This is a genomic window from Paractinoplanes globisporus DSM 43857 (genome assembly GCF_000379645.1).
GTDB classification, from domain to species: Bacteria; Actinomycetota; Actinomycetes; order Mycobacteriales; family Micromonosporaceae; genus Actinoplanes; species Actinoplanes globisporus.
In genome coordinates this window covers 136048-153551 of sequence record NZ_KB903310.1, presented here as the reverse complement: position 1 = coordinate 153551, position 17504 = coordinate 136048, and the positions used below count along the sequence as shown (strand labels likewise).

Genomic DNA, 17504 nt, shown 5'->3' with positions numbered 1-17504 from the left:
GTGCAGGTGATCAGCCGGAGGCATTGCCGGTCAGGTTCCAGCTGGCCAGGTGCAGGGCGGGGGCCGCGAACCGCACACCGGACCATCGATCGGGCAGCAGGATCGACTCGGCGCCGATGCCGCGGACCATGCCGATGCCCAGCGCCTGCGGATAGGACTGGGTGAACCGCATGTTGCTCACCGCGGAGGTGACCTCGCCGTCCTCCACCAGCCACACGCCGTTGCGGGTCAGACCGGTGATCACCAGGCTCTTCGGGTCGAGGACCCGGGTGTACCAGAAATCGGTGATCAGCAGGCCGCGCTCGACGTGCTCCACCAGCGGCCGGGCCGACTCGGCGGTCGGGCCCGGCTCCGCCGTCGGGCTCGGCTCGGCGGGTGGCGACTCGGTCCCGGCGGGCGCCGCTTCCAGCCGCATGCTCGTCGCCATCGGCCCCCACGAGCGGGAACCGTCCCAGGCGTGCCCGGTCGATTCCGTGCCCGCCTCGGCCGCCGACCGCCGGTCGTGGGTCACCGCCTTGGTCACGCCGTCGCGCACCAGCACCAGCGTCGCGCGCGGGGTGCCCTCCCCGTCGAACGGCACCCCGGGCGCGGGCTCGCCCCGGCTGCCGAGCGGATCGTCCACAATGGTCACCGACGGGTCGAACTGCTCGGCGCCGATCTCGGCGAACGACTGCCGCTGGTTGAACAGCTTGCCGTTGAAGCCGAAGAAGGCGAAGTTTCCCAGCAGGTCGGCGACCGCCTCAGGCTCGAGCACCACCTCGTAACGCCCGGGCGGCAGCTCGACCGGGCCCCGGGCCGCGCGCGCCTTGGCCGCGGCCCGTGCGCCGAGCACCGCGCCGTCGATGTCGGCCAGACGGCCACTCGCCAGGCGTGCCACGCCGTCGGAGCCGTCGACACGGGCGATGCCGTCCATCGCGGCCTCGGCGGTGCGGCCCTCGACCGCGTGGCCGGCGCTGTTCGCGAAGGCGGCCGAGACGTACACCGTGCGGCAGAAACCGGCCGTCTCGAGCCCGCCCGCCGCGCGCACGAAGTCACGCACCCGCGCCGCCCGCTCGCCCGGGTCGGACCGGGCGGTCGCCTCGTCGAAGCCGAAGTCGAGGCCCGAGTGGATGCCCGAGCCGGGGTGGCCGGCCGAGACGTGCAGCGGGGTGGGCTCGGTGAGGCCGGGCCAGGTCGGGTCGGCCGGGCTCACCCGGGCGGCCGCGATCGTGCGGTCGACCAGCGCCCGCAGCCCGTCGGGGCCGGTGATCGTGGTGGAGCCGGCCGAGCTGCGGCCGTCGAGGTGCAGCCGCAGCCGTACGACCGTGGTCGCGTCCGCGACGTTCTGATGGATCGCCGAGTTCGCGAAGCGGGTCAGCGCCTCGGCGTTGTGCTCGACCATGACCTCCGTCCGCGCGGCCGGGCCCGCCGCGGAGCGGACCAGCTCGACGACCCGGCCGGCGAGATCCAGCTCGACGCTCATCCGCGCACCCCCACGCGTACGTTGGTGAAGCGGGCCGGGGCCGACGGGTGGCCGGTGTGACCCACCTGGCCGGGCTGACCCTTTCCGCAGTTCGGCGTGCCCCAGGCGATGGTTTCCGAGGAGAGCATGTCCATCGACTGCCAGAACTTGGGGCCGATGCCGGTGTAGGTCGGGTTGCGCAGCAGGCGGCCGCGCTTGCCGTTCTTCACCTCGTAGCCGATCTCGCAGCCGAACTGGAAGTTGAGCCGGCGGTCGTCGATGGACCAGGAGCGGTTGGTCTCCATGTAGACGCCGTCGTCGGTGGCCGCGATGATCTCGTCGAGCGTGTGCGGGCCGGGCTCGAGGCCCACGTTTGTCATCCGGACCATCGGCAGCCGCGCCCAGCCGTCGGAACGGACGCTGCCCGCGTAGTCGAGCCCGGCCACGGCGGCCGAGTCGCGCCCGGCGAGCACGCCCACCCAGATGCCGTCGCGGACCGCGTCGCGTTTCCCGGCCGGGGTGCCCTCGTCGTCGTACCCGAAACTGCCGAGGGCACCCGGGATGGTCGGGTCGATCGTGATGTTCATGAGGTCGGAGCCGTAGCGCAGCGAGCCCAGCTTTTCCAGGTCGAGCCAGCTCGTGCCGGCGAACGCCGCTTCCCACCCGAGGATGCGGTCGAGCTCGATCGCGTGGCCCACGGACTCGTGGATCTGCAGCGCCAGCTGCTCGCCGCCAAGGATCAGGGCGGTCTCACCGGCCGGGCAGAGCGGCGCGGTCACCAGGGCGCGCGCCTCCTCCGCCATGCGCGGCGCGTGGGTCAGCAGGTCGAGCTCGTCGACCAGTTCCCAGCCGCGGGTGCCGAACTGGCCGCCGTACGACGGCCAGGACCGGCGCTGCACCTCGCCCTCGCCGATGACGCTGGCCCAGACGCCCGCGCCGCACTCGCGGATGTGCTGGTCGATGCGGTGACCCTCGCTGGAGACGAACCACTTGCGCGTGTCCCAGATGTGGTAGAGGGCCTCGGCGATGTCGGCGCCCGCCGCCTTGGCCGCGGCGGTCGCCCCGACCAGCAGGTCACCCTTGGCGGACAGCGGCACGCCGAGCGGGTCGACCACGCAGTCGCTGGCCCAGCTCGCCTCGCCGGCGCCGGCCGGCACCAGGTCGATCGGCGGCCCCGGCACGGTCGCGCTGGCCGCGGCGATCAGCGCGGCCCGGCGCCCGGCCGCGCGGGCGGCGGCGTCGGACAGGTCGGGCACCGCATAGAAGCCCCAGCTGGACCCGACCAGGGCCCGCACGCCGAGACCGGCGCTCTCGTCGGAGCTCAGATCCTCGACATCCCCGTCGCGCGCGGTCATCGATTCCGTGCGACGCACCATGACGCGTGCGTCGGCATAACGCGCCCCGGCGTCCAAGGCGGCCTGCACCGCCGACAACGCCTCATCGAAGTGGCTCATGCACCGACCCTAGGGGACCGGTACGACAAAACTCAGCGCGGCGGCGCTATCCCGGACCTCCGTCGTGGCCTCGCAGGAAGGCCAACTCCTCGTCCAAGGACGCGGCCGGGACCGAGGTGAGGCCGGGGAGGGCGGTGCCGATCAGCAGGAGCGGGCGGGAGCGGTCGGACTGGGCCGCCGCCTCGGCCAGGCTGTGGTGGGCGTAGACGTCGGCCGCGTCCGAACGGTCGCCCAGATACCGCTCCGCGAAGGGCGCCGGCAGGTGGTACCAGTCCGTCACCGGCTCGCGGGCGACGGCCCGGTGGAAGACGTCGGGGCGCCGCAGCACCGCCATCGCGGCCAGCCATCCGCCCAGGCCCGTGCCGCGCACCGACACCGCCGTCATGTCCAGATCCGGGTGCTTGCCGACCAGCGAGTGCAGGGCGTCCACCTGGTCGGCGAGGGCCACGTCGCCCAGGCGGCGGTGCACCACCTTCTCGAAGCTGGGCGCGACCCCCGGCGTACCCCTCGAATCGACGCTGACCACCGCGAAGCCGGCGTCGGCCCACCACTGCCGCTCCTGCCACGCCGCCGGGTCGGTGACCACCTGCTGATGGCCGGTGCCGTCGCCCAGGGTGACCAGCACCGGGATCTTCCCGCCCCCCACGAAGCCGGCGGGGTAGAGCACCGCGGCCGGCAGGCGACGGTCGGTCACGCGTTCGAGGATCGGGCTCGGGTGGTACGGCAGCGGCGCCGCGAAGTTGCGCAGCGTGGCCACCCGCTCCTCGCCTCGCCAGACCGTGTCGTCGAGGACCAGCACGTCGCCGTTGGCCTCGGCGCGGTGCCAGCCGGGGGTCATGCTGATCTTGCGGGCTTCGGCGCCGCCTCCGCCCAATGCCGTACGGACGCGGAAGACCGACTGGGCCGACGGGTCGCCGTCGGTGCCCTCCACGACCAGATCGGGCGCGCCGGTCGGGGCGTCCGAGCGGGGCAGCGTGCCGACGACCCGCCGCACGTAGAGCCCGGGCGGGGTGAGCAGGCTCCCGTCGGCGAACAGGCAGCGCGCGTCGAAACCGTCGTGCGCCAGTTCCCCGCCGACCAGAACCCGCCCGTCCGGCAGGTGTCGCGGCGTGCCGGCCACCGGCTCGACCCAGCGGGCGTCGGCCAGCTCCGCGTGCACCTGCGTCTCCCCGGTGCGCGGATCGATCGCCAGCACCAGCCCGTGCTGCTGCATCCGGCGCAGCACGGTCATCAGCGGCCCGCCGCCGTCGGCCCAGCGCACGTTCACCACGTACGGATAGGTCTCCCGGTCCCAATGGACGTCGACCCAGCCCTCGTCGAGGTCGAGCAGGTGCAGGCTGGTCGCCCCGGCCGTGCGGGTGGCGAGGATCTGCGAGCCGTCGGGCGCCCACCACCAGCCGCGCCGCCGGCCGAACTGGACCGCGGCCGGGTCGGGCACGCCCCACGAGATCAGACCGCCGTGCTCGCGCCACGCGTTGCCGGGCTCGCCGGCCAGCAGCCGGTCGCCGCCCCGCCCGGCGACCCGCAGCGACGCGGACCCGCCGGTGACGGTCACGTACCCGATGTGCCGCCCGGTCGGGTCGGGCCGCGGATCCTCGGCGACCCCGTCCACCGGCACCTCGGTGACCCCGCCCTCGGCCAGGTCGGCGCGGAAGAGCCGCCCGTCGCGGGCGAACGCCGCCGTCCGCGCGTCGCGATCCACCGCGTACGTCTCGACGGGCCCCTCCGCGATCAGGGTCTCGTCCCCGGTGGCGACCGTCAGCGTCCAGAGCGCGGCCGCGGGGTCCTCCGGCCCGGCCGAGCGCAGGAAGGCCACCCGGGCGCCGTCCGCGCCGATCGTCACGGCGCGCGGGGCGCCGTAGCTGAAGTGACCGGTGCGACCGGCGAGTCCGGGGTAGTCCACGCTGTCCAGCATCGCTGATCAAGGGCTCGGTCCGCCTCGCAAACTCGCAGCCCGGCTCCGAAAAGCTCGGCGTGCTCCCGCGTAAAGTGGCGGCCGTGACTGACACCCTGCCCGCACGCCGCCTGCTGCTGGTGCACGCCCATCCCGACGACGAGGTCACCGGCACCGGCGCGACCATGGCGCACTACGCCGCCCTGGGCGCCCACGTGACGCTCGTGACCTGCACGCTCGGTGAGGAGGGCGAGATCCACGTCCCCGAGCTCGCCCAGCTCGAGGCGAAGCAGGCCGACCAGCTCGGCGGTTACCGGCTGACGGAGCTGGACCGGGCGTGCGCGGCGCTGGGCGTCACCGACCACCGCATCCTCGGTGGCGCGGGCCGCTACCGCGACTCGGGCATGATGGGCCTGCCGACCAACGATCATCCGCGGGCGTTCTGGGGCGCCGACCTCGACGAGGCCGCGGGTCATCTTCTGGAGATCATCCGGGAGATCCGGCCGCAGGTCATGATCACGTACGACGAGAACGGCTTCTACGGCCATCCCGACCACATCCAGGCGCACCGGGTGGCCATGCGCGCGGCCGAGCTGGCCGGCCCGGACGGCCCGGAGAAGATCTACTGGACCGCGATGCCGCTGAGCGTGCTCCGCGAGGGCATGGAAGCGTTCCGCGAGCTCGACGACAACCCGTTCGCCGAGGTGGAAAAGGTGGAGGACCTGCCGTTCGGCCACACCGACGAGGAGATCGCGGCCCGGATGGACGGCACCGACCACTACAACCAGAAGGTGGCGGCCATGCGTGCGCACGCCACCCAGATCCCCGACAATTCCTGGCTGTACGGGATCGCCGGTGACTTCGGCGGCGAGTTCATGGGCGTGGAGTACTTCCTCCTCGCCAAGGGCGAGCGCGGCCCGGGCGAGGGCCCGCACAACTGGGAGAGCGACCTGTTCAGCGGGCTGGAGATCGACGAGCCGGCGATAGCGGACGCGGCTGCGAGATGACCATGAGCCAGCAGAAGCAGGAGACGCCGGCCGAGGCGGTCGCGCCCGAGCCGGAGCGCCGGGGCCTCGACCGGGTCATCGTGGTCGGCGGCGTGCTGGTCGCGATCGTCGCGACCTTCGTGACCGGCGTGCTCGAGCTGTTTCTGACCCCGCTGCGCTGGGGCGACCTCACCACGATCTGGCGGGGCGACTCGATCGGCTCGGGCGACGGGCCGGTGCTCGGCCTCGCGATCCTGCTCGCCGCGGTGGCGAACTACGCGATCGCCTGGTTCGCGGTGAGCACCACCGGCGGCAAGCGCTGGGCGATGGCCCCGCCCTGGGCGCTCTGGACGCTGATGATGTTGTTCGCGGCCGGCGTACGCACCAGCGAGGGCGACTATCTGCTGGCCGGCAACGACTGGGTCGGCCTCGTCATGATCCTCGTCGGCAGCCTGAGCTTCGCCGTCTACTCGTACCGAATGATCCTGAAACGCGTGTCTCGGCCCTAACTCGCAGCCGACTCCCAGCTTTCACCGAGGGCGCGTGGCGCGTCATCCGCAAAGATGGCCCGGAGGGTCGAGCGCCGAACGTTCACCTGGCGTTACGATCCCGTGCCACAGGCAGCGGTTTCGGGGAGGACTCATGAGGCAACAGCGCTGGTTCGCGCCCACGGCGCTGGCGATCGGTTTGTTCGCGATCAATGTCGTGGCACGTCTGGTCATCCGTCTCGGCTTCGACGGCGACGACTCGGCCGAGAGCAACGCCTCGATCGTGATGTTCGGCGTGATCGGTTTGTCCCTCGCGGTCTGGACGTTCTTCGCCTGCCAGCGCAAGCGCCCGTCCGACTGGCTGCTGCCCGACCTGGTCTTCGGTGCCGTCGGCGGGATGCTGCTGACCGTCCTCGTCGGACCGTTCATCAGCGGCGGGGAGCCGTTCTCGAACGGCGCGGGCGACTTCTTCTCACAGATCTGGCTCTACGCCGGCTTCGCGATCGTGGGCACGCTGCTGGGTTACTGGGTCGCCATGATGCTCGGCCGCGACTACCGGTCCCGCTCGCTCAAGGCGTTCACGGAGACCCGCGCCGCCAAGCCGCGCAAGGTCGTCCGCCGCTAACCGGCGGGTGCTTCCCGGGTCAGATAGGTGTGGTGGGTGCTGAAGCCCAGCCGCCCGTACAGCGCGACCGCGGCCGTGTTGCGCTCCTCCACCTGCAGGTAGGCGCGGGTGCTGCCGCGCTGCGTCGCCCACTGCGCGAGGCCGCCCACCACCTGCTGGGCGATGCCGCGGCGGCGTGCGGCCGGCGCGGTCTGCAGCAGCGAGACGCCGAGCCATCGATCGGGCCCGGTCACCGCACCGCGAGCGACGGCGATCAGCTCACCGTGCGCGTCCCGCACGTGAGCAAAAACAATTTCCCGTACGCCGGTGAGAATGCGCACGGCGATCGGCGGCAGCGTGCCCTTGTGCTCGGCGACCATCGCGAACCAGTCGTCGCCGGGCGCGTCGGCCAGCTCGACCGGCGGCAGGTCACCACGCGCCGGAACCGCCGTGAGCAGCGGCGCTATCCGCGCCGTCTGCACGAGTGTGAGCGGCCGGGCCGTCCAGCCGCGCTCGTCGAGGGCCGCGTTGACCGGCGCCGCGAGCGGCATCGGCGCGTTGATCAGCGGCTGCTGGCCGTGTGCTTCGTACCACTGCGTGACCGCGTCGATCGCCGCATCGAGCGGGCGGTCGGGGTCGCCGACGGCGAGGGCCGAGTTGGCGCGGCCGGTCCAGTTGCCGGCGGCCCGCAGGATCCAGCTGCCCAGCCGGGACTGGATCGGCGCCGGCCAGGCGTCGTTGGCCGCGAGTTCGAGAGCGATCACGTCCGCCGCTGGTGGACGGCGTGCCGGTGGGACCCGCTTGGCCCGGTGGACTGCCTCCAGCGGCACCCGCAACGTCCCCTTCTCGGTGGCGATCGTGAGATCCGTCTCGGTGAGCTCGACGAGTTCCCCGAGCGCGTCTGAATACAGCGTTCGCTCCTGGGATACGCCTACAATCCGGCGTACCACCACCCGGTGTCCCACATCCTGCCGACGGAGCACGTGTCACCTCCTCCGGCGGAGATACTAGGCTCTGCTGTTGTCGCCGATGGTTCCACGTCGTAGAGGACCAGTCCGGCGTGGCTTTGGAGGGAAAGACCCGTGACCTACATCATCGCTGAGCCCTGCGTCGATGTGCTCGACAAGGCATGCATCGAGGAGTGCCCGGTCGACTGCATCTACGAGGGCAACCGGATGCTCTACATCCACCCCGATGAGTGTGTGGACTGCGGTGCGTGCGAGCCGGTCTGCCCGGTTGAGGCGATCTTCTACGAGGACGACGTGCCGGAGCAGTGGAAGGACTACACGAACGCGAACTACGAGTTCTTCGAGGACCTCGGTTCGCCCGGTGGCGCCGCCAAGAAGGGCAAGATCGACAAGGACACGCCGTTCATCACCGCCCTGCCTCCGATGGGCGACCACTGAGCGCCCTCGCGTCGGCTCTGCCGGATTTCCCCTGGGACCTGCTGGAGCCGGCGAAGGCCAAGGCCGCCGCGCATCCCGGCGGCCTCGTCGACCTGTCGGTCGGCACGCCGGTCGACCCGGTTCCCGCCTTGATTCGCACGGCCCTCGCCGACGCGTCGGACGCGCCGGGGTACCCGCTCACCGCGGGTACCCCGGCGCTCCGCGCGGCGATCGCCGGCTGGGTGTCCCGGGCCTGCGACGCCTCGGGTGAGTTCGGTGTGCTGCCCACGATCGGCTCGAAGGAACTGGTCGCCTGGCTGCCCACGCTGCTCGGCGTCCGGCCCGGCGACGTCGTGGTGATCCCGTCGGTCTGCTATCCGACGTACGAGGTGGGCGGCCTGCTCGCCGGCGCGACCGTGGTGCGGAGCGACTCGCTGACCGCCCTCGGGCCCGATCCGAGAGTCAAGCTGCTCTGGATCAACTCGCCGTCCAACCCGACCGGCAAGGTGCTCCCGGTCGAGCACCTGCGCAAGGTCGTCTCCTGGGCCCGCGAGCGTGGCGTCACCGTGGTCAGCGACGAGTGCTACCTCTCGCTCGGCTGGGAGACCCGCCCGGTGTCGGTGCTCGACGACGCGGTGACCGAGGGCGACTACACCGGCGTGATCGCCGTGCACTCGCTCTCCAAGCGCTCCAATCTCGCGGGCTACCGGGCCGGCTTCGTCGCCGGCGACCCCGCGCTCGTCGGCGATCTGCTCGCGGTCCGCAAGCACGCCGGCATGATCGTCCCGGCGCCGGTGCAGGCCGCGATGATCGCCGCGCTCGGTGACGAGACCCACGTCGGCCGTCAGCGTGAGCTCTACGCGGCACGACGCGAGACCCTGCGTACCGCCCTGGTCAAGGCCGGCTTCGAGATCAGCCACTCGGAGGCGGGCCTCTACCTGTGGGCGACCCGGGGCGAGGACTGCTGGCAGACCGTCGACGCCCTCGCCGACAAGGGCATCCTCGCCGCTCCGGGCGTTTTCTACGGCCCCGGCGCCGCCCAGCACGTGCGGGTCGCGTTGACCGCCACCGACGAACGGATCGCCGCCGCGGCCGCCCGCCTGACCTGAGCGGTCCAGACCTAAATGGACGCCACGGCGGCCGCAGGTTCTCCCCGTTGCTGTTCGTGGCGATCGTGATCGTCGCCGTGGCCACCTTCACGATCGCCGGAGCACGTCGAAACCGCTGATCAAAGAGCGCGAATTGGCACGAACGCATCGCGGCCGGGGTCTCGAATGCGTGACCGCCGTGCGTTACTCTCAGTGCCGCTCAGATCTGGGGGGATCGACGTTGTTTCCATCCGTTCAAGCGGAACGGGACGACGACGCGCGCGTGGGGGACGCGCGCCGGTTCGTGACCGAAGTAGAGAATATGGCGATTCGCGCCAGAGATGGCGGCCCGCCGCCACGGCTCGATCGCATCACCGGCCCCGACCGCACGGGCACGGCGTTTGCCGTGGTCGACGCCGTGGGCCGGTTCGTCGACGTGAGCCTGCAGCCGGGCTGGTGGTCGGCGCTGGGCGCGGCCCGCGTCGCGGCCGGCCTGCTCGAGGCGCTCGAGACCGCCCGGCTCAAGGCCGCCCTCGTTCCGATGATCCTGCGCCGGAACGGCTACGAAGAGTCACCGTCGAAGCATCGCATGCCCGAGGAGTTGCGGCCCGGGGACGAGGGCTTCCTCGACGCCGCCCGCGGCCGGATCACCGAGGCGTACCGGCTGATCGACGACGCCGGCAAGCGCCTGCGCGAGCGCGAGGCCGTCCGGATGGTGGGCGGCCCGCGCGGCCTGTTCCGTGTGCACGCCCGGGGCGGCCGGATCGAGCGGGCCGAGGCCATCGGCGTGCAAGGCCCCGACGACACCGACCGGCTGCTGGCCGACGCGCGGGCCGCGCTGGCCGAGCTGGCCCGGGTGCGCGGGGAATTGGCCCGAGCGCGCGGGGAGCTCTGATGGCCGATCACGACATCGTCGCGGCCGGCGCCGCGATGCGCGAGCAGGCCCGGGGCTGGGACGACCTGGCCGACGCGATGACCCGGGCCCGGGCGCGGGTCGCCGACCTGGCGCTGCACGCCGGCGCGTTCACGGTCGTCGACCCGGCCGCTGCTCCGGCGGCGCGCGGCCTGGCCGAGGCGTACGCGACCAGCAGCGACGGCCTCGTCGGCCTGCTCCGGCAGGCGGGTGAGGAGTTCGACCGGATGGCCCGGTCGCTGCGCGCCGCCGCCGAGGAGTACGACGAGGGCGACCGGGCCGTGGCCGACCGGATGCGGGGGGTGTGGTGATGGCGGCCGAACCGGTTCGTGCGGCGTTTCGCGAGGCCACCGACCTCGTGCAGGAGTCGACTGGCAAGGTCCGCGACGCCTGGTCCGCGCTCGACACCGCGCTCCGCGACCTGCTGCGTCGATCCCGCCGGCGGCTCGGCGACGACGCGATGGCCCGGGCGTTCGGCACCGAGATCGAGGCGGCGAACGCCACGGTCGACGAGCTGCTGTGCCGGATGCGGCCCGACGTCGAGGCGATCGTCGACACACTGACGGCGACCGCGGACCGGTCCGTGCCGGTGCTCGCCCTTTTCGACGCCGCGATCGCGCTCGGCGACGCGGCCGAGCACCTGGCCGGCCTCTCCGCCGAGATGACCGGCCGTGGCGATCTCGAGGCGTGGAGCGGCGCGGCTCGGGAGGGCTACGACCAGCGGGTCCGCCGCCAGATCGGTGCCGCCGACGCGACGGCGGACGAGGTCGCCGCCGCGGCGGGCTGGCTTTCCTCCATCGGTGCGGCCAATACGGCGTACGTGACAAATGTCGGCCATCTCGGCGCGGAGCTGGTGGGCATGCTGGCCGAGGCGGCCGTCGAGGCCGTCGAGGCGAGCCCGGGCGAGGTCCCGCGGCTGGTGACCAGGCTCGAGCGGATCGCCGCGTTCCTCGACTCGTCGCGTGAGCGGGTCGCCGGTTGGACCCGCGATCTGCAAGATCACTTCACCGCGGCCCGCGAGAATGTGCCACGCTTCGGCGACTGGCCCGCCGCGACAGCCTGACGCGGCCGGAGGGAGGGCTCATGCAGCCGACGATCACGGTACGCGGCGAGGCGACCCGCGAGGTGCCTCCCGAGCTGGCCGTCTTCTCCGTCTCGGTGTCCTCCCGGGGCCGCGACAAGGAGTCGGTGGTGGCCCGGCTCGCCGAGCGGTCGGACGAGTTGCGGGCCGCGCTCGACTCCTACGGCGCGGCGATCGAGCGTCGCGAGACCGGTCACGTGCAGGTCTACCCCGACTTCAAGGGCGGCAGCACGCGCCCGTCCGCGTACGTCGGCACGATCGAGACGACGGTCACCGTGGCCGACTTCGGCGCGCTCGGCGAGATGCTGCCGAGCCTCGCGAGCATGGACCAGGTCTCGATCTTCGGCCCGTGGTGGCAGCTGCGGCGCGGCAGCACGGCCGGCGCCGAGGTCCGCCGGGCCGCGATCGCCGACGCCCTCGACCGCGCGCGGGAGTACGCGGCGGCCGTCGACGCCCGGATCGACCGGCTGGTCGAGATTTCCGACGAGGTGGCCGGCGCCGGCGGCATCGTGCCGATCGCGGCCCGGGGCTTCGCCGCCCAGAGCGAGTCCGCCCCCGTCCTCCAGCTCGACCCGCAGCGGCAGACGGTTCAGGCATCGGTGCTGGTCCGGGTCACGATCACCGAGCCCGATATAACCGGAAAAGCTGAATAAAACCCAGATTATCCGGAACACTCGGGATCATGCCCAACGGTCGCCGGCACATCCTGCTGAGGGTGGCGAACGTCAACCCGGAGAGCGTGATCACCCACACGGATCGGGTGCTCTACTCGGCGATCGGCGTCTTCGTCCTGCTGTACTTCGCCTACGCCACGGTCGGCGGCGCGGCCTTCATCGACGCCAGCTCCAACTACCAGCAGCCGTGGTACCGCTGGCTGGTCGGCCCGCTGGTGGCGGCCGGTGTGGTCGCGTTCGACCGGGCCGTCGTCGGCCGGGTGTCGATCAGCTACGACAAGCTGGACTCGACCGACCCGTGCGAGTTCCTGCGCAAGCCGACCGCCGGCCTCTACATCGGCCGGCTCGGTCTCGCCGTCCTCTTCGCCGTGATCATCACCGAGCCGCTGATGCTGGCCCGCTACCAGGGCGAGATCGACGCCCGGCTCAACGAGGTGCACAACCAGCAGCTCAGCCGGATCGACACGAGCGGCGTGGTCGGCACCTGGACCGCCCGGCTCGACCAGCTCAAGCGGGAGACCGTGGCCGACGACGCGGCCGTGCGCGACCTGACCGACCGGGCCGCGCAGAAGCGGCGGGACGCGCGCCTGCTCTACCAGCAGGCGGTCCAGGACTCGGCCGGCGACGGCGTCTCCCGCTCGGCCGGCTGCCCGGTCGGCGGCTACTGCGACCAACTCGTCCGGCGCTCCCGCGGGCTCGACACCGAGGCCGCGCTGCTCGACCGGCAGGCCGGCGACCTGCTCGCCACGCAGCGGGCGGGCCGCGACGCCCGGGCCGCCGAGCAGGCCCAGCTGACCCGGCAGATCGGCGACCAGCGGCTGGCCAACAACCGGGCGATCGAGGACGACGCCGGGTTCGGGGCGCGCACGGCGGCCATGTGGCACCTGGTGACCAGCGACTTCTGGGGCGTCGGCGTCTTCTACCTGGGCATCACGCTGCTGCTGGTCTCGCTGGATTGCGCCGCGGTCGGCCTCAAGTTCGTCTCCCGCGGCAACGCCTACGAGCGCAACGAGGCCCGGATAGCCCGGCGGCGGGAGCACGAGGCGGCGCTGCTGCACGAGCGGGAGATCCAGGACGCGCGGTCGTACGGCGTGGCGATGGCGAAGGTGGTGGCCGAGGGCATCGAGGCCGCGACCCACGACGAGCGGGTGGCCCGGGAGTCGGCCGAGCGGGCGAGCGCGGTGCTGCGCAGGTCGGTCGTCGTGCCCGACGAGGTGCGCCGGCTGACCGCCCATCGCGGCCGGCATCATCGCTCGCTGAGTGGCGAGCTGGTGGAGGGCGGCGGCCGGCATCGCCGCACGCCGGTCTTCTTCCGGGAGGAGGACGTTCGAGCCCTGCCGGGGTTGGACAGCGATTAGAGCTACGTCGGATTGTGCCGGGCGCCGGAGGCATGGATCGGCACGGTGAACACGGCGCCGCTGCAGACCGTAGGGGCATCCGGCCGCATCGACAGCCCGTCCACGATGGTGAAGGCGCCGATCGTGTTGCGCGGCACCTCCCACGACACCTCGAAACGGTCCCGGCTCAGGCCCACCCCGGGCGCCTTGCAGCCGGCGTCGCGATGCTCGAGGTCGGCCACGATGTTGCCGGCGCCGGGCGTGATCGAGGTGATCCGGATCGGGTAGTTGTAGTCGTTGGTGACCGTCACGCTGAGCGTTCCGGTGTGCCCCGCGATCAACGGACGGTTGAGATCGGAGCGGGCGCGCAGGGCGATCTCCACGGTGGTCGGACCGTCCCAGTGCCCGGTCTCCGAGCCGGTGATCCGCCAGTACATCCAGGCGGCGCCGGCGTTCACCACGACCGCGGCCGCCGCGGCCAGCGACAGGATCGCCCGGGTCCGGCCGTCGAGGCGACGCCGCCGTTTGTCGCCGGGTTGGCGGACCTCCCAGGTCGGCTCCTCGTGGTCGGCCGGGCGCAGTTCGATGTGCCCGTTCCCCAGCCGGTCGGCCTGGGCGCGGCGGCGGGTCAGCGCGTCGAGCCGAATCACGGTCGGGCCACACGGTCGAAAGCGTCGAGTGCGGCGGGCCGTCTGCCGAGCGTTAGCATGCGGGCGCGTTCCTCCCTCAAGGACCGATAGAACTGGTTGTTCAACGGTCCCCGACGAGCAACGGTCATGTGATCGGCAATCCGTCCGCCGTTGTGCGCGCATATATCGCACAGGTGCGCCTGTCCGGCCTAACTCCAACGGGGGACGCCGCAGGTCATCGGCCGGATCGCCGCTGTTCCAGCGGCATCGGCAAATCCCCGGTGGTCAGGCGCGGCGAGCCGGTCACGCCCCTTTTCCCGTACGCCCCGAGCACCGTCCCTCCCGGACCGGAAGGTCACCGCCGGAAAGGCACCCGGACGGGCTAATCCGTACGCGCCCAAGGAATTGATCGAGCACCCGCACCGTCCAATCTTCCCGCCCGGCGCGAGGGAGTCAAGGCGATTCCCCGGAAAGAGGTAAAGCAGAGACGGCTCTGTCAGTCGATCGGTGGGCGGACGGCCGCCATCGCCTCGATCTCAACCCGGAACGCCGGGTGGACCAGCCCACTGACCTGCACCAGCCGGCGGACGTTCCCGATCGACGAACTCGTCGCGCACCGACCGGAACGCGTCCAGGTCGGCCATGGTCGTGAGGAACACGGTCAGCTTGACCACGTCACCCATCGTGGAGCCGGCCGCGGCCAGCGCGTTCTCCAGGTTCCGGAACACCTGCCGGGTCTGTTCCTCGCAGTTGTCGTACCCGACGAGGCGGCCCTCGGCGTCCAGCGGGACCTGCCCGGAGACCATCACCATCGGGCCGGCGAACGACACGGCGTGGCTGTAACCGTTGGTCGGGGGCGATCCCTCCGGCCGCACATGGTGCTGCATGCGGGCAGCGTAGCCGCTAGCGTCGGCCGGGTGACCCGGATCTTCGGCGAAGTGGCGTCCCCCTATGACGACGCCCGTCCGGGCTACCCCGACGACGTCCGCCGCGCGATCCTCGACTACCTCGGCCGGCCGCCCGCCGACGCCGTGGAGCTCGGCGCCGGCACCGGCAAGGCCACCGGCCTGCTGCTGCGGCTGGGCGCGCCGCTCACCGCGATCGAGCCCGACCCGCGGATGGCCGCCCTGCAGACCTTCTCGCCGTTCCGCCGGCACTCGCCCGAGCTGCGGCGTCGCACGCTGGACGGTCTGGGCGAGCTGCTCGACGGCTTCGGCGGCTCGGTCGTCCTCGACCTGCGAACCACACTGGTGCTGGCCCGGCCGTAGGACCTCAGACCTGGGCGAGGGACTCGGCGACCATCGTGGCCCGCGCGATCTCGCCCGGCGTCCGCCCGGCCCGGGCCGCCACGCGACCGTCCGGCGTCCAGATGCCCGAGCGGCCGGCCGACTCGGTGTACCCGCCGCCGGTCGGTCCCGCGAACGAGGCGATCGCCGTCCACACGCCGAACTCGGCGCCGACCCGCTTGGCCCGCTCGGCCACCACCACGTCACCCGCGGGCTCGTCGAGCACCCCGGCGACGTACGCGTTGATGCCCAGCGCCGCGGTCTGCGCGACCTGCTCGGCGACGCCCGTGTCCCGGCAGATCGCGAGGCCCAGCCGCCAGCCGTCCACCTCGAGCACCTCCGGCGACGGCCCGGGCAGGAACCGCTCCTCGCTCGTGTGCGGGTGCTGCTTGCGGTAGGCGACCCGGGCCCCGGTCGCGTCGATGGCCAGCATGCCGATGTACGGCCCGTCGACCGGCGCGCCGGCCAGCACCACCGTGTCGGTCGCCGCGCACGCCTCGACCAGCGGCGCGAGTCGCGGATCGTCCGGCGCGAGCTCCGGCGCGTCCAGCTCGTACCCGGTCAGCGACATCTCGGGGAAGACCACGACCCGGGCGGCGGCGGCCCGGACGGCGGCGGCGTGGCGGGTCGCGTTGACCGCGACGTCGTACGCCTCGATGCGGGGCTGGGCGACGGCGATGACCAAGGAGCGCATGGGCCGATCAATCCTTCGGGGGGTAGGCGGAGCGGGCTAGCTGCGAACGGCTTGGACCAGGAAGCGATGCGTGGACACGGCGAGCGCGCCGTGCAACCGGATGAACGAGTCGACCCGGCCGAGGGCGTCCTCGTACTTCTCCGCGGTGAAGTCGCGAATCTGCCAGGGCAGGTCACGCAGCTGCCGCACCACCGACTCGACGTCGTGGAACACGATCTCGGGGTGTTCCTCGCGCACGTCGGTCACGTGCAGGCCGGCCGCCTCGAACGCGGACACCGCGACCTCGGCGTTCCAGTGGTGGGGATGGGGCGCGGGAGCGCCGAGCGCGGCGTTGAGCCCGGCCAGGTCGTCGCTGCCGACCTGCTGGGTGAGCACGTGGCCGCCGGGGCGCAGGAGCCGGAAGATGTCCACGGCCGGCAGCCGGCCGTGCCGGCTGAGCACCACGTCGAACTCGTCCTCGCCGCCGGGCAGCTCGGTGAGCACGGCCACGCCGAGCGGCGCGAGCCGGTCGCGGGCGACCGGGATGTTGCGGGCCCAGCTCTCCACCGCGACCGTGTGCGGCGGCAGCGGGGCGAGCTCGGCGAGCAGCTCGCCACCGCCGGTGTCGAGGTCGAGCAGGGCGCCGGCGTTGCGCAGCAGCGGGCGGGCGAGATCAGGGTACGACCACGACGGCTCCCCGGGGCGGCCGTCCAGCCAGGCGAACTCCCAGCCGGTGGCGCGCTCGCCGAGGGCGGCCAGGGCCGGGTCGACCCGCTCGCCGTGATGCTGCCTGCTGCGCACAAGCCGACGGTAGTCAGGGCACCTGTGTGCCTGCCGCCGTTGTGACGTGTCTCAAGCCCGAAACATGGTCACGGTATGACAACGGCCAGGTGGGCGAGGAGGCCCGGCCAGCCGTTGCCCATCCCCTCGAGCGCCTGCGAGCCCGGCTCGAAGCCGTCGTGCACGAGGAAGAGCCGGGTGCCGGTGCCCTCCGGCTCGAGCCGCCACGTGATGACCGTGTCGAGTGCGCCCTCGGCGAACGTGTAGCGCAGCAGCCGCTCGGGCTCGACCTCGAGCACCTCGCACGGCTGGTGACCCCACTCGGCCATGTCCATGGTGAAGCGGTGGCCGACGATCGGCTTGATGTCGCCGGGCGCCCACCAGGAGGCGAGCTGGTCGGGCTCGGTGAGCGCCCGCCACACAGCGGCGGGCGGCCGGGCGATGAACTGGTCACACTCGATCTTGCTCATCTGGTGGTTCCCCTTCGACGAAGTCGCGCAGGGCGGTCAGGCGCCGGCGCCAGTACCGCTCGAACGGATGCAGCCAGTCCTGGACGTCGGCGAGCGGCTCGGCGGCCAGGTGGTAGTACCGATGCCGACCGCGTGGCTCCTCGGTCACCAGCCGGGCCTGGCGCAACACGGCCAGGTGCTCGGAGATCGAGGGCCGGCTCAGCGCGAACCGCGCGGCGAGCTCACCCGCGGGGAGCGGCCCGCCGCGCAGGGCCTCGAGCAGTTGGCGGCGCACCGGGTTGGCCAGCGCGCCGAAGACGTCCATCTCCGGCATGCCCCCGA

At 72.5% G+C, this 17504-nt stretch carries 21 protein-coding genes; 11 read left to right on the top strand and 10 right to left on the bottom strand.

The window, feature by feature from the left end:
* Positions 1-10: 10 nt before the first annotated feature.
* Genes A3CQ_RS0125770 through A3CQ_RS53985 form a run of 3 tightly spaced genes read right to left on the bottom strand, consistent with a single transcriptional unit; the run spans position 11 to position 4810 of the window.
* Complete coding sequence (locus A3CQ_RS0125770; RefSeq protein ID WP_020513837.1) at positions 11-1462, bottom strand: TldD/PmbA family protein; 1452 nt, start codon at positions 1460-1462, stop codon at positions 11-13.
* Positions 1459-2895, bottom strand: a complete 1437-nt coding sequence (locus A3CQ_RS0125765; protein ID WP_020513836.1) for a TldD/PmbA family protein — start codon at positions 2893-2895, stop codon at positions 1459-1461. The genes A3CQ_RS0125770 and A3CQ_RS0125765 overlap by 4 nt, the downstream gene beginning before the upstream one ends.
* A 46-nt stretch (positions 2896-2941) precedes the next feature.
* Entirely contained in the window at positions 2942-4810 is a 1869-nt protein-coding gene (locus A3CQ_RS53985) for a S9 family peptidase (protein ID WP_020513835.1), read from the bottom strand.
* An 83-nt stretch (positions 4811-4893) separates the two neighbouring features.
* Between A3CQ_RS53985 and mshB the strand changes: the two genes are divergently transcribed.
* The 3 genes from mshB to A3CQ_RS0125745 all read left to right on the top strand — a co-directional run bounded on the left by mshB (position 4894) and on the right by A3CQ_RS0125745 (position 6888).
* A complete protein-coding gene (gene mshB / locus A3CQ_RS0125755) occupies positions 4894-5796 on the top strand; it encodes an N-acetyl-1-D-myo-inositol-2-amino-2-deoxy-alpha-D-glucopyranoside deacetylase (RefSeq protein ID WP_040432851.1) in 903 nt (300 codons plus the stop codon).
* A 2-nt stretch (positions 5797-5798) separates the two neighbouring features.
* Positions 5799-6284, top strand: coding sequence for a hypothetical protein (locus tag A3CQ_RS0125750; protein ID WP_245577326.1), 486 nt, complete (start codon positions 5799-5801; stop codon positions 6282-6284).
* Between the two features lie 133 nt (positions 6285-6417).
* Positions 6418-6888, top strand: a complete 471-nt coding sequence (locus A3CQ_RS0125745; protein ID WP_020513832.1) for a hypothetical protein — start codon at positions 6418-6420, stop codon at positions 6886-6888.
* Here A3CQ_RS0125745 and A3CQ_RS0125740 read toward each other — a convergent pair.
* Positions 6885-7850: a GNAT family N-acetyltransferase gene (locus A3CQ_RS0125740; protein ID WP_026206188.1), complete on the bottom strand. Its 966-nt coding sequence runs from the start codon at positions 7848-7850 to the stop codon at positions 6885-6887. The genes A3CQ_RS0125745 and A3CQ_RS0125740 overlap by 4 nt on opposite strands.
* 99 nt (positions 7851-7949) lie before the next feature.
* Between A3CQ_RS0125740 and fdxA the strand changes: the two genes are divergently transcribed.
* The 7 genes from fdxA (at position 7950) to A3CQ_RS0125705 (ending at position 13366) form a co-directional block, all read left to right on the top strand.
* Positions 7950-8273 (top strand): ferredoxin, encoded by a 324-nt coding sequence (gene fdxA, locus A3CQ_RS0125735; protein ID WP_020513830.1) that lies wholly within the window; start codon positions 7950-7952, stop codon positions 8271-8273.
* A complete protein-coding gene (dapC, locus tag A3CQ_RS0125730) occupies positions 8270-9361 on the top strand; it encodes a succinyldiaminopimelate transaminase (RefSeq protein WP_040432849.1) in 1092 nt (363 codons plus the stop codon). Before fdxA ends, dapC begins: the two co-directional genes overlap by 4 nt.
* A gap of 301 nt (positions 9362-9662) precedes the next feature.
* Positions 9663-10235: a hypothetical protein gene (locus tag A3CQ_RS0125725; protein WP_020513828.1), complete on the top strand. Its 573-nt coding sequence runs from the start codon at positions 9663-9665 to the stop codon at positions 10233-10235.
* Positions 10235-10564 carry a hypothetical protein gene (locus A3CQ_RS53980; protein ID WP_020513827.1) on the top strand — a complete coding sequence of 110 codons (330 nt, stop codon included), beginning with the start codon at positions 10235-10237 and terminating at the stop codon, positions 10562-10564. The genes A3CQ_RS0125725 and A3CQ_RS53980 overlap by 1 nt, the downstream gene beginning before the upstream one ends.
* The gene (locus A3CQ_RS0125715; protein ID WP_157296294.1) at positions 10564-11316 is read left to right on the top strand and encodes a hypothetical protein; all 753 of its coding nucleotides are present in this window, start codon (positions 10564-10566) and stop codon (positions 11314-11316) included. The genes A3CQ_RS53980 and A3CQ_RS0125715 overlap by 1 nt, the downstream gene beginning before the upstream one ends.
* A gap of 20 nt (positions 11317-11336) precedes the next feature.
* Positions 11337-11987, top strand: coding sequence for an SIMPL domain-containing protein (locus A3CQ_RS0125710; RefSeq protein WP_020513825.1), 651 nt, complete (start codon positions 11337-11339; stop codon positions 11985-11987).
* Positions 11988-12016: 29 nt separating this feature from the next.
* Entirely contained in the window at positions 12017-13366 is a 1350-nt protein-coding gene (locus A3CQ_RS0125705; protein WP_020513824.1) for a DUF4407 domain-containing protein, read from the top strand.
* Positions 13367-13368: 2 nt separating this feature from the next.
* On the opposite strand, the gene A3CQ_RS0125700 is transcribed toward A3CQ_RS0125705, so the two are convergent.
* Both A3CQ_RS0125700 and A3CQ_RS53975 read right to left on the bottom strand, forming a co-directional pair.
* On the bottom strand, positions 13369-13995 hold the full coding sequence (locus A3CQ_RS0125700; RefSeq protein ID WP_020513823.1) for a hypothetical protein: 627 nt from the start codon (positions 13993-13995) through the stop codon (positions 13369-13371).
* 515 nt (positions 13996-14510) lie between these two features.
* A complete protein-coding gene (locus tag A3CQ_RS53975; protein WP_245577325.1) occupies positions 14511-14861 on the bottom strand; it encodes a RidA family protein in 351 nt (116 codons plus the stop codon).
* Positions 14862-14891: 30 nt separating this feature from the next.
* Between A3CQ_RS53975 and A3CQ_RS0125690 the strand changes: the two genes are divergently transcribed.
* Positions 14892-15242 carry a class I SAM-dependent methyltransferase gene (locus A3CQ_RS0125690; protein WP_026206187.1) on the top strand — a complete coding sequence of 117 codons (351 nt, stop codon included), beginning with the start codon at positions 14892-14894 and terminating at the stop codon, positions 15240-15242.
* Positions 15243-15246: 4 nt separating this feature from the next.
* Here the strand turns inward: A3CQ_RS0125690 and A3CQ_RS0125685 are convergent, their stop codons facing one another.
* The 4 genes from A3CQ_RS0125685 to A3CQ_RS0125670 all read right to left on the bottom strand — a co-directional run bounded on the left by A3CQ_RS0125685 (position 15247) and on the right by A3CQ_RS0125670 (position 17496).
* Positions 15247-15954, bottom strand: a complete 708-nt coding sequence (locus A3CQ_RS0125685) for a carbon-nitrogen hydrolase family protein (RefSeq protein ID WP_020513822.1) — start codon at positions 15952-15954, stop codon at positions 15247-15249.
* Positions 15955-15990: 36 nt separating this feature from the next.
* On the bottom strand, positions 15991-16734 hold the full coding sequence (locus A3CQ_RS0125680) for a methyltransferase domain-containing protein (RefSeq protein WP_020513821.1): 744 nt from the start codon (positions 16732-16734) through the stop codon (positions 15991-15993).
* A gap of 68 nt (positions 16735-16802) precedes the next feature.
* Positions 16803-17183: an SRPBCC family protein gene (locus tag A3CQ_RS0125675; RefSeq protein ID WP_020513820.1), complete on the bottom strand. Its 381-nt coding sequence runs from the start codon at positions 17181-17183 to the stop codon at positions 16803-16805.
* Positions 17164-17496 (bottom strand): metalloregulator ArsR/SmtB family transcription factor, encoded by a 333-nt coding sequence (locus A3CQ_RS0125670; protein WP_020513819.1) that lies wholly within the window; start codon positions 17494-17496, stop codon positions 17164-17166. Before A3CQ_RS0125670 ends, A3CQ_RS0125675 begins: the two co-directional genes overlap by 20 nt.
* Positions 17497-17504: the final 8 nt, after the last annotated feature.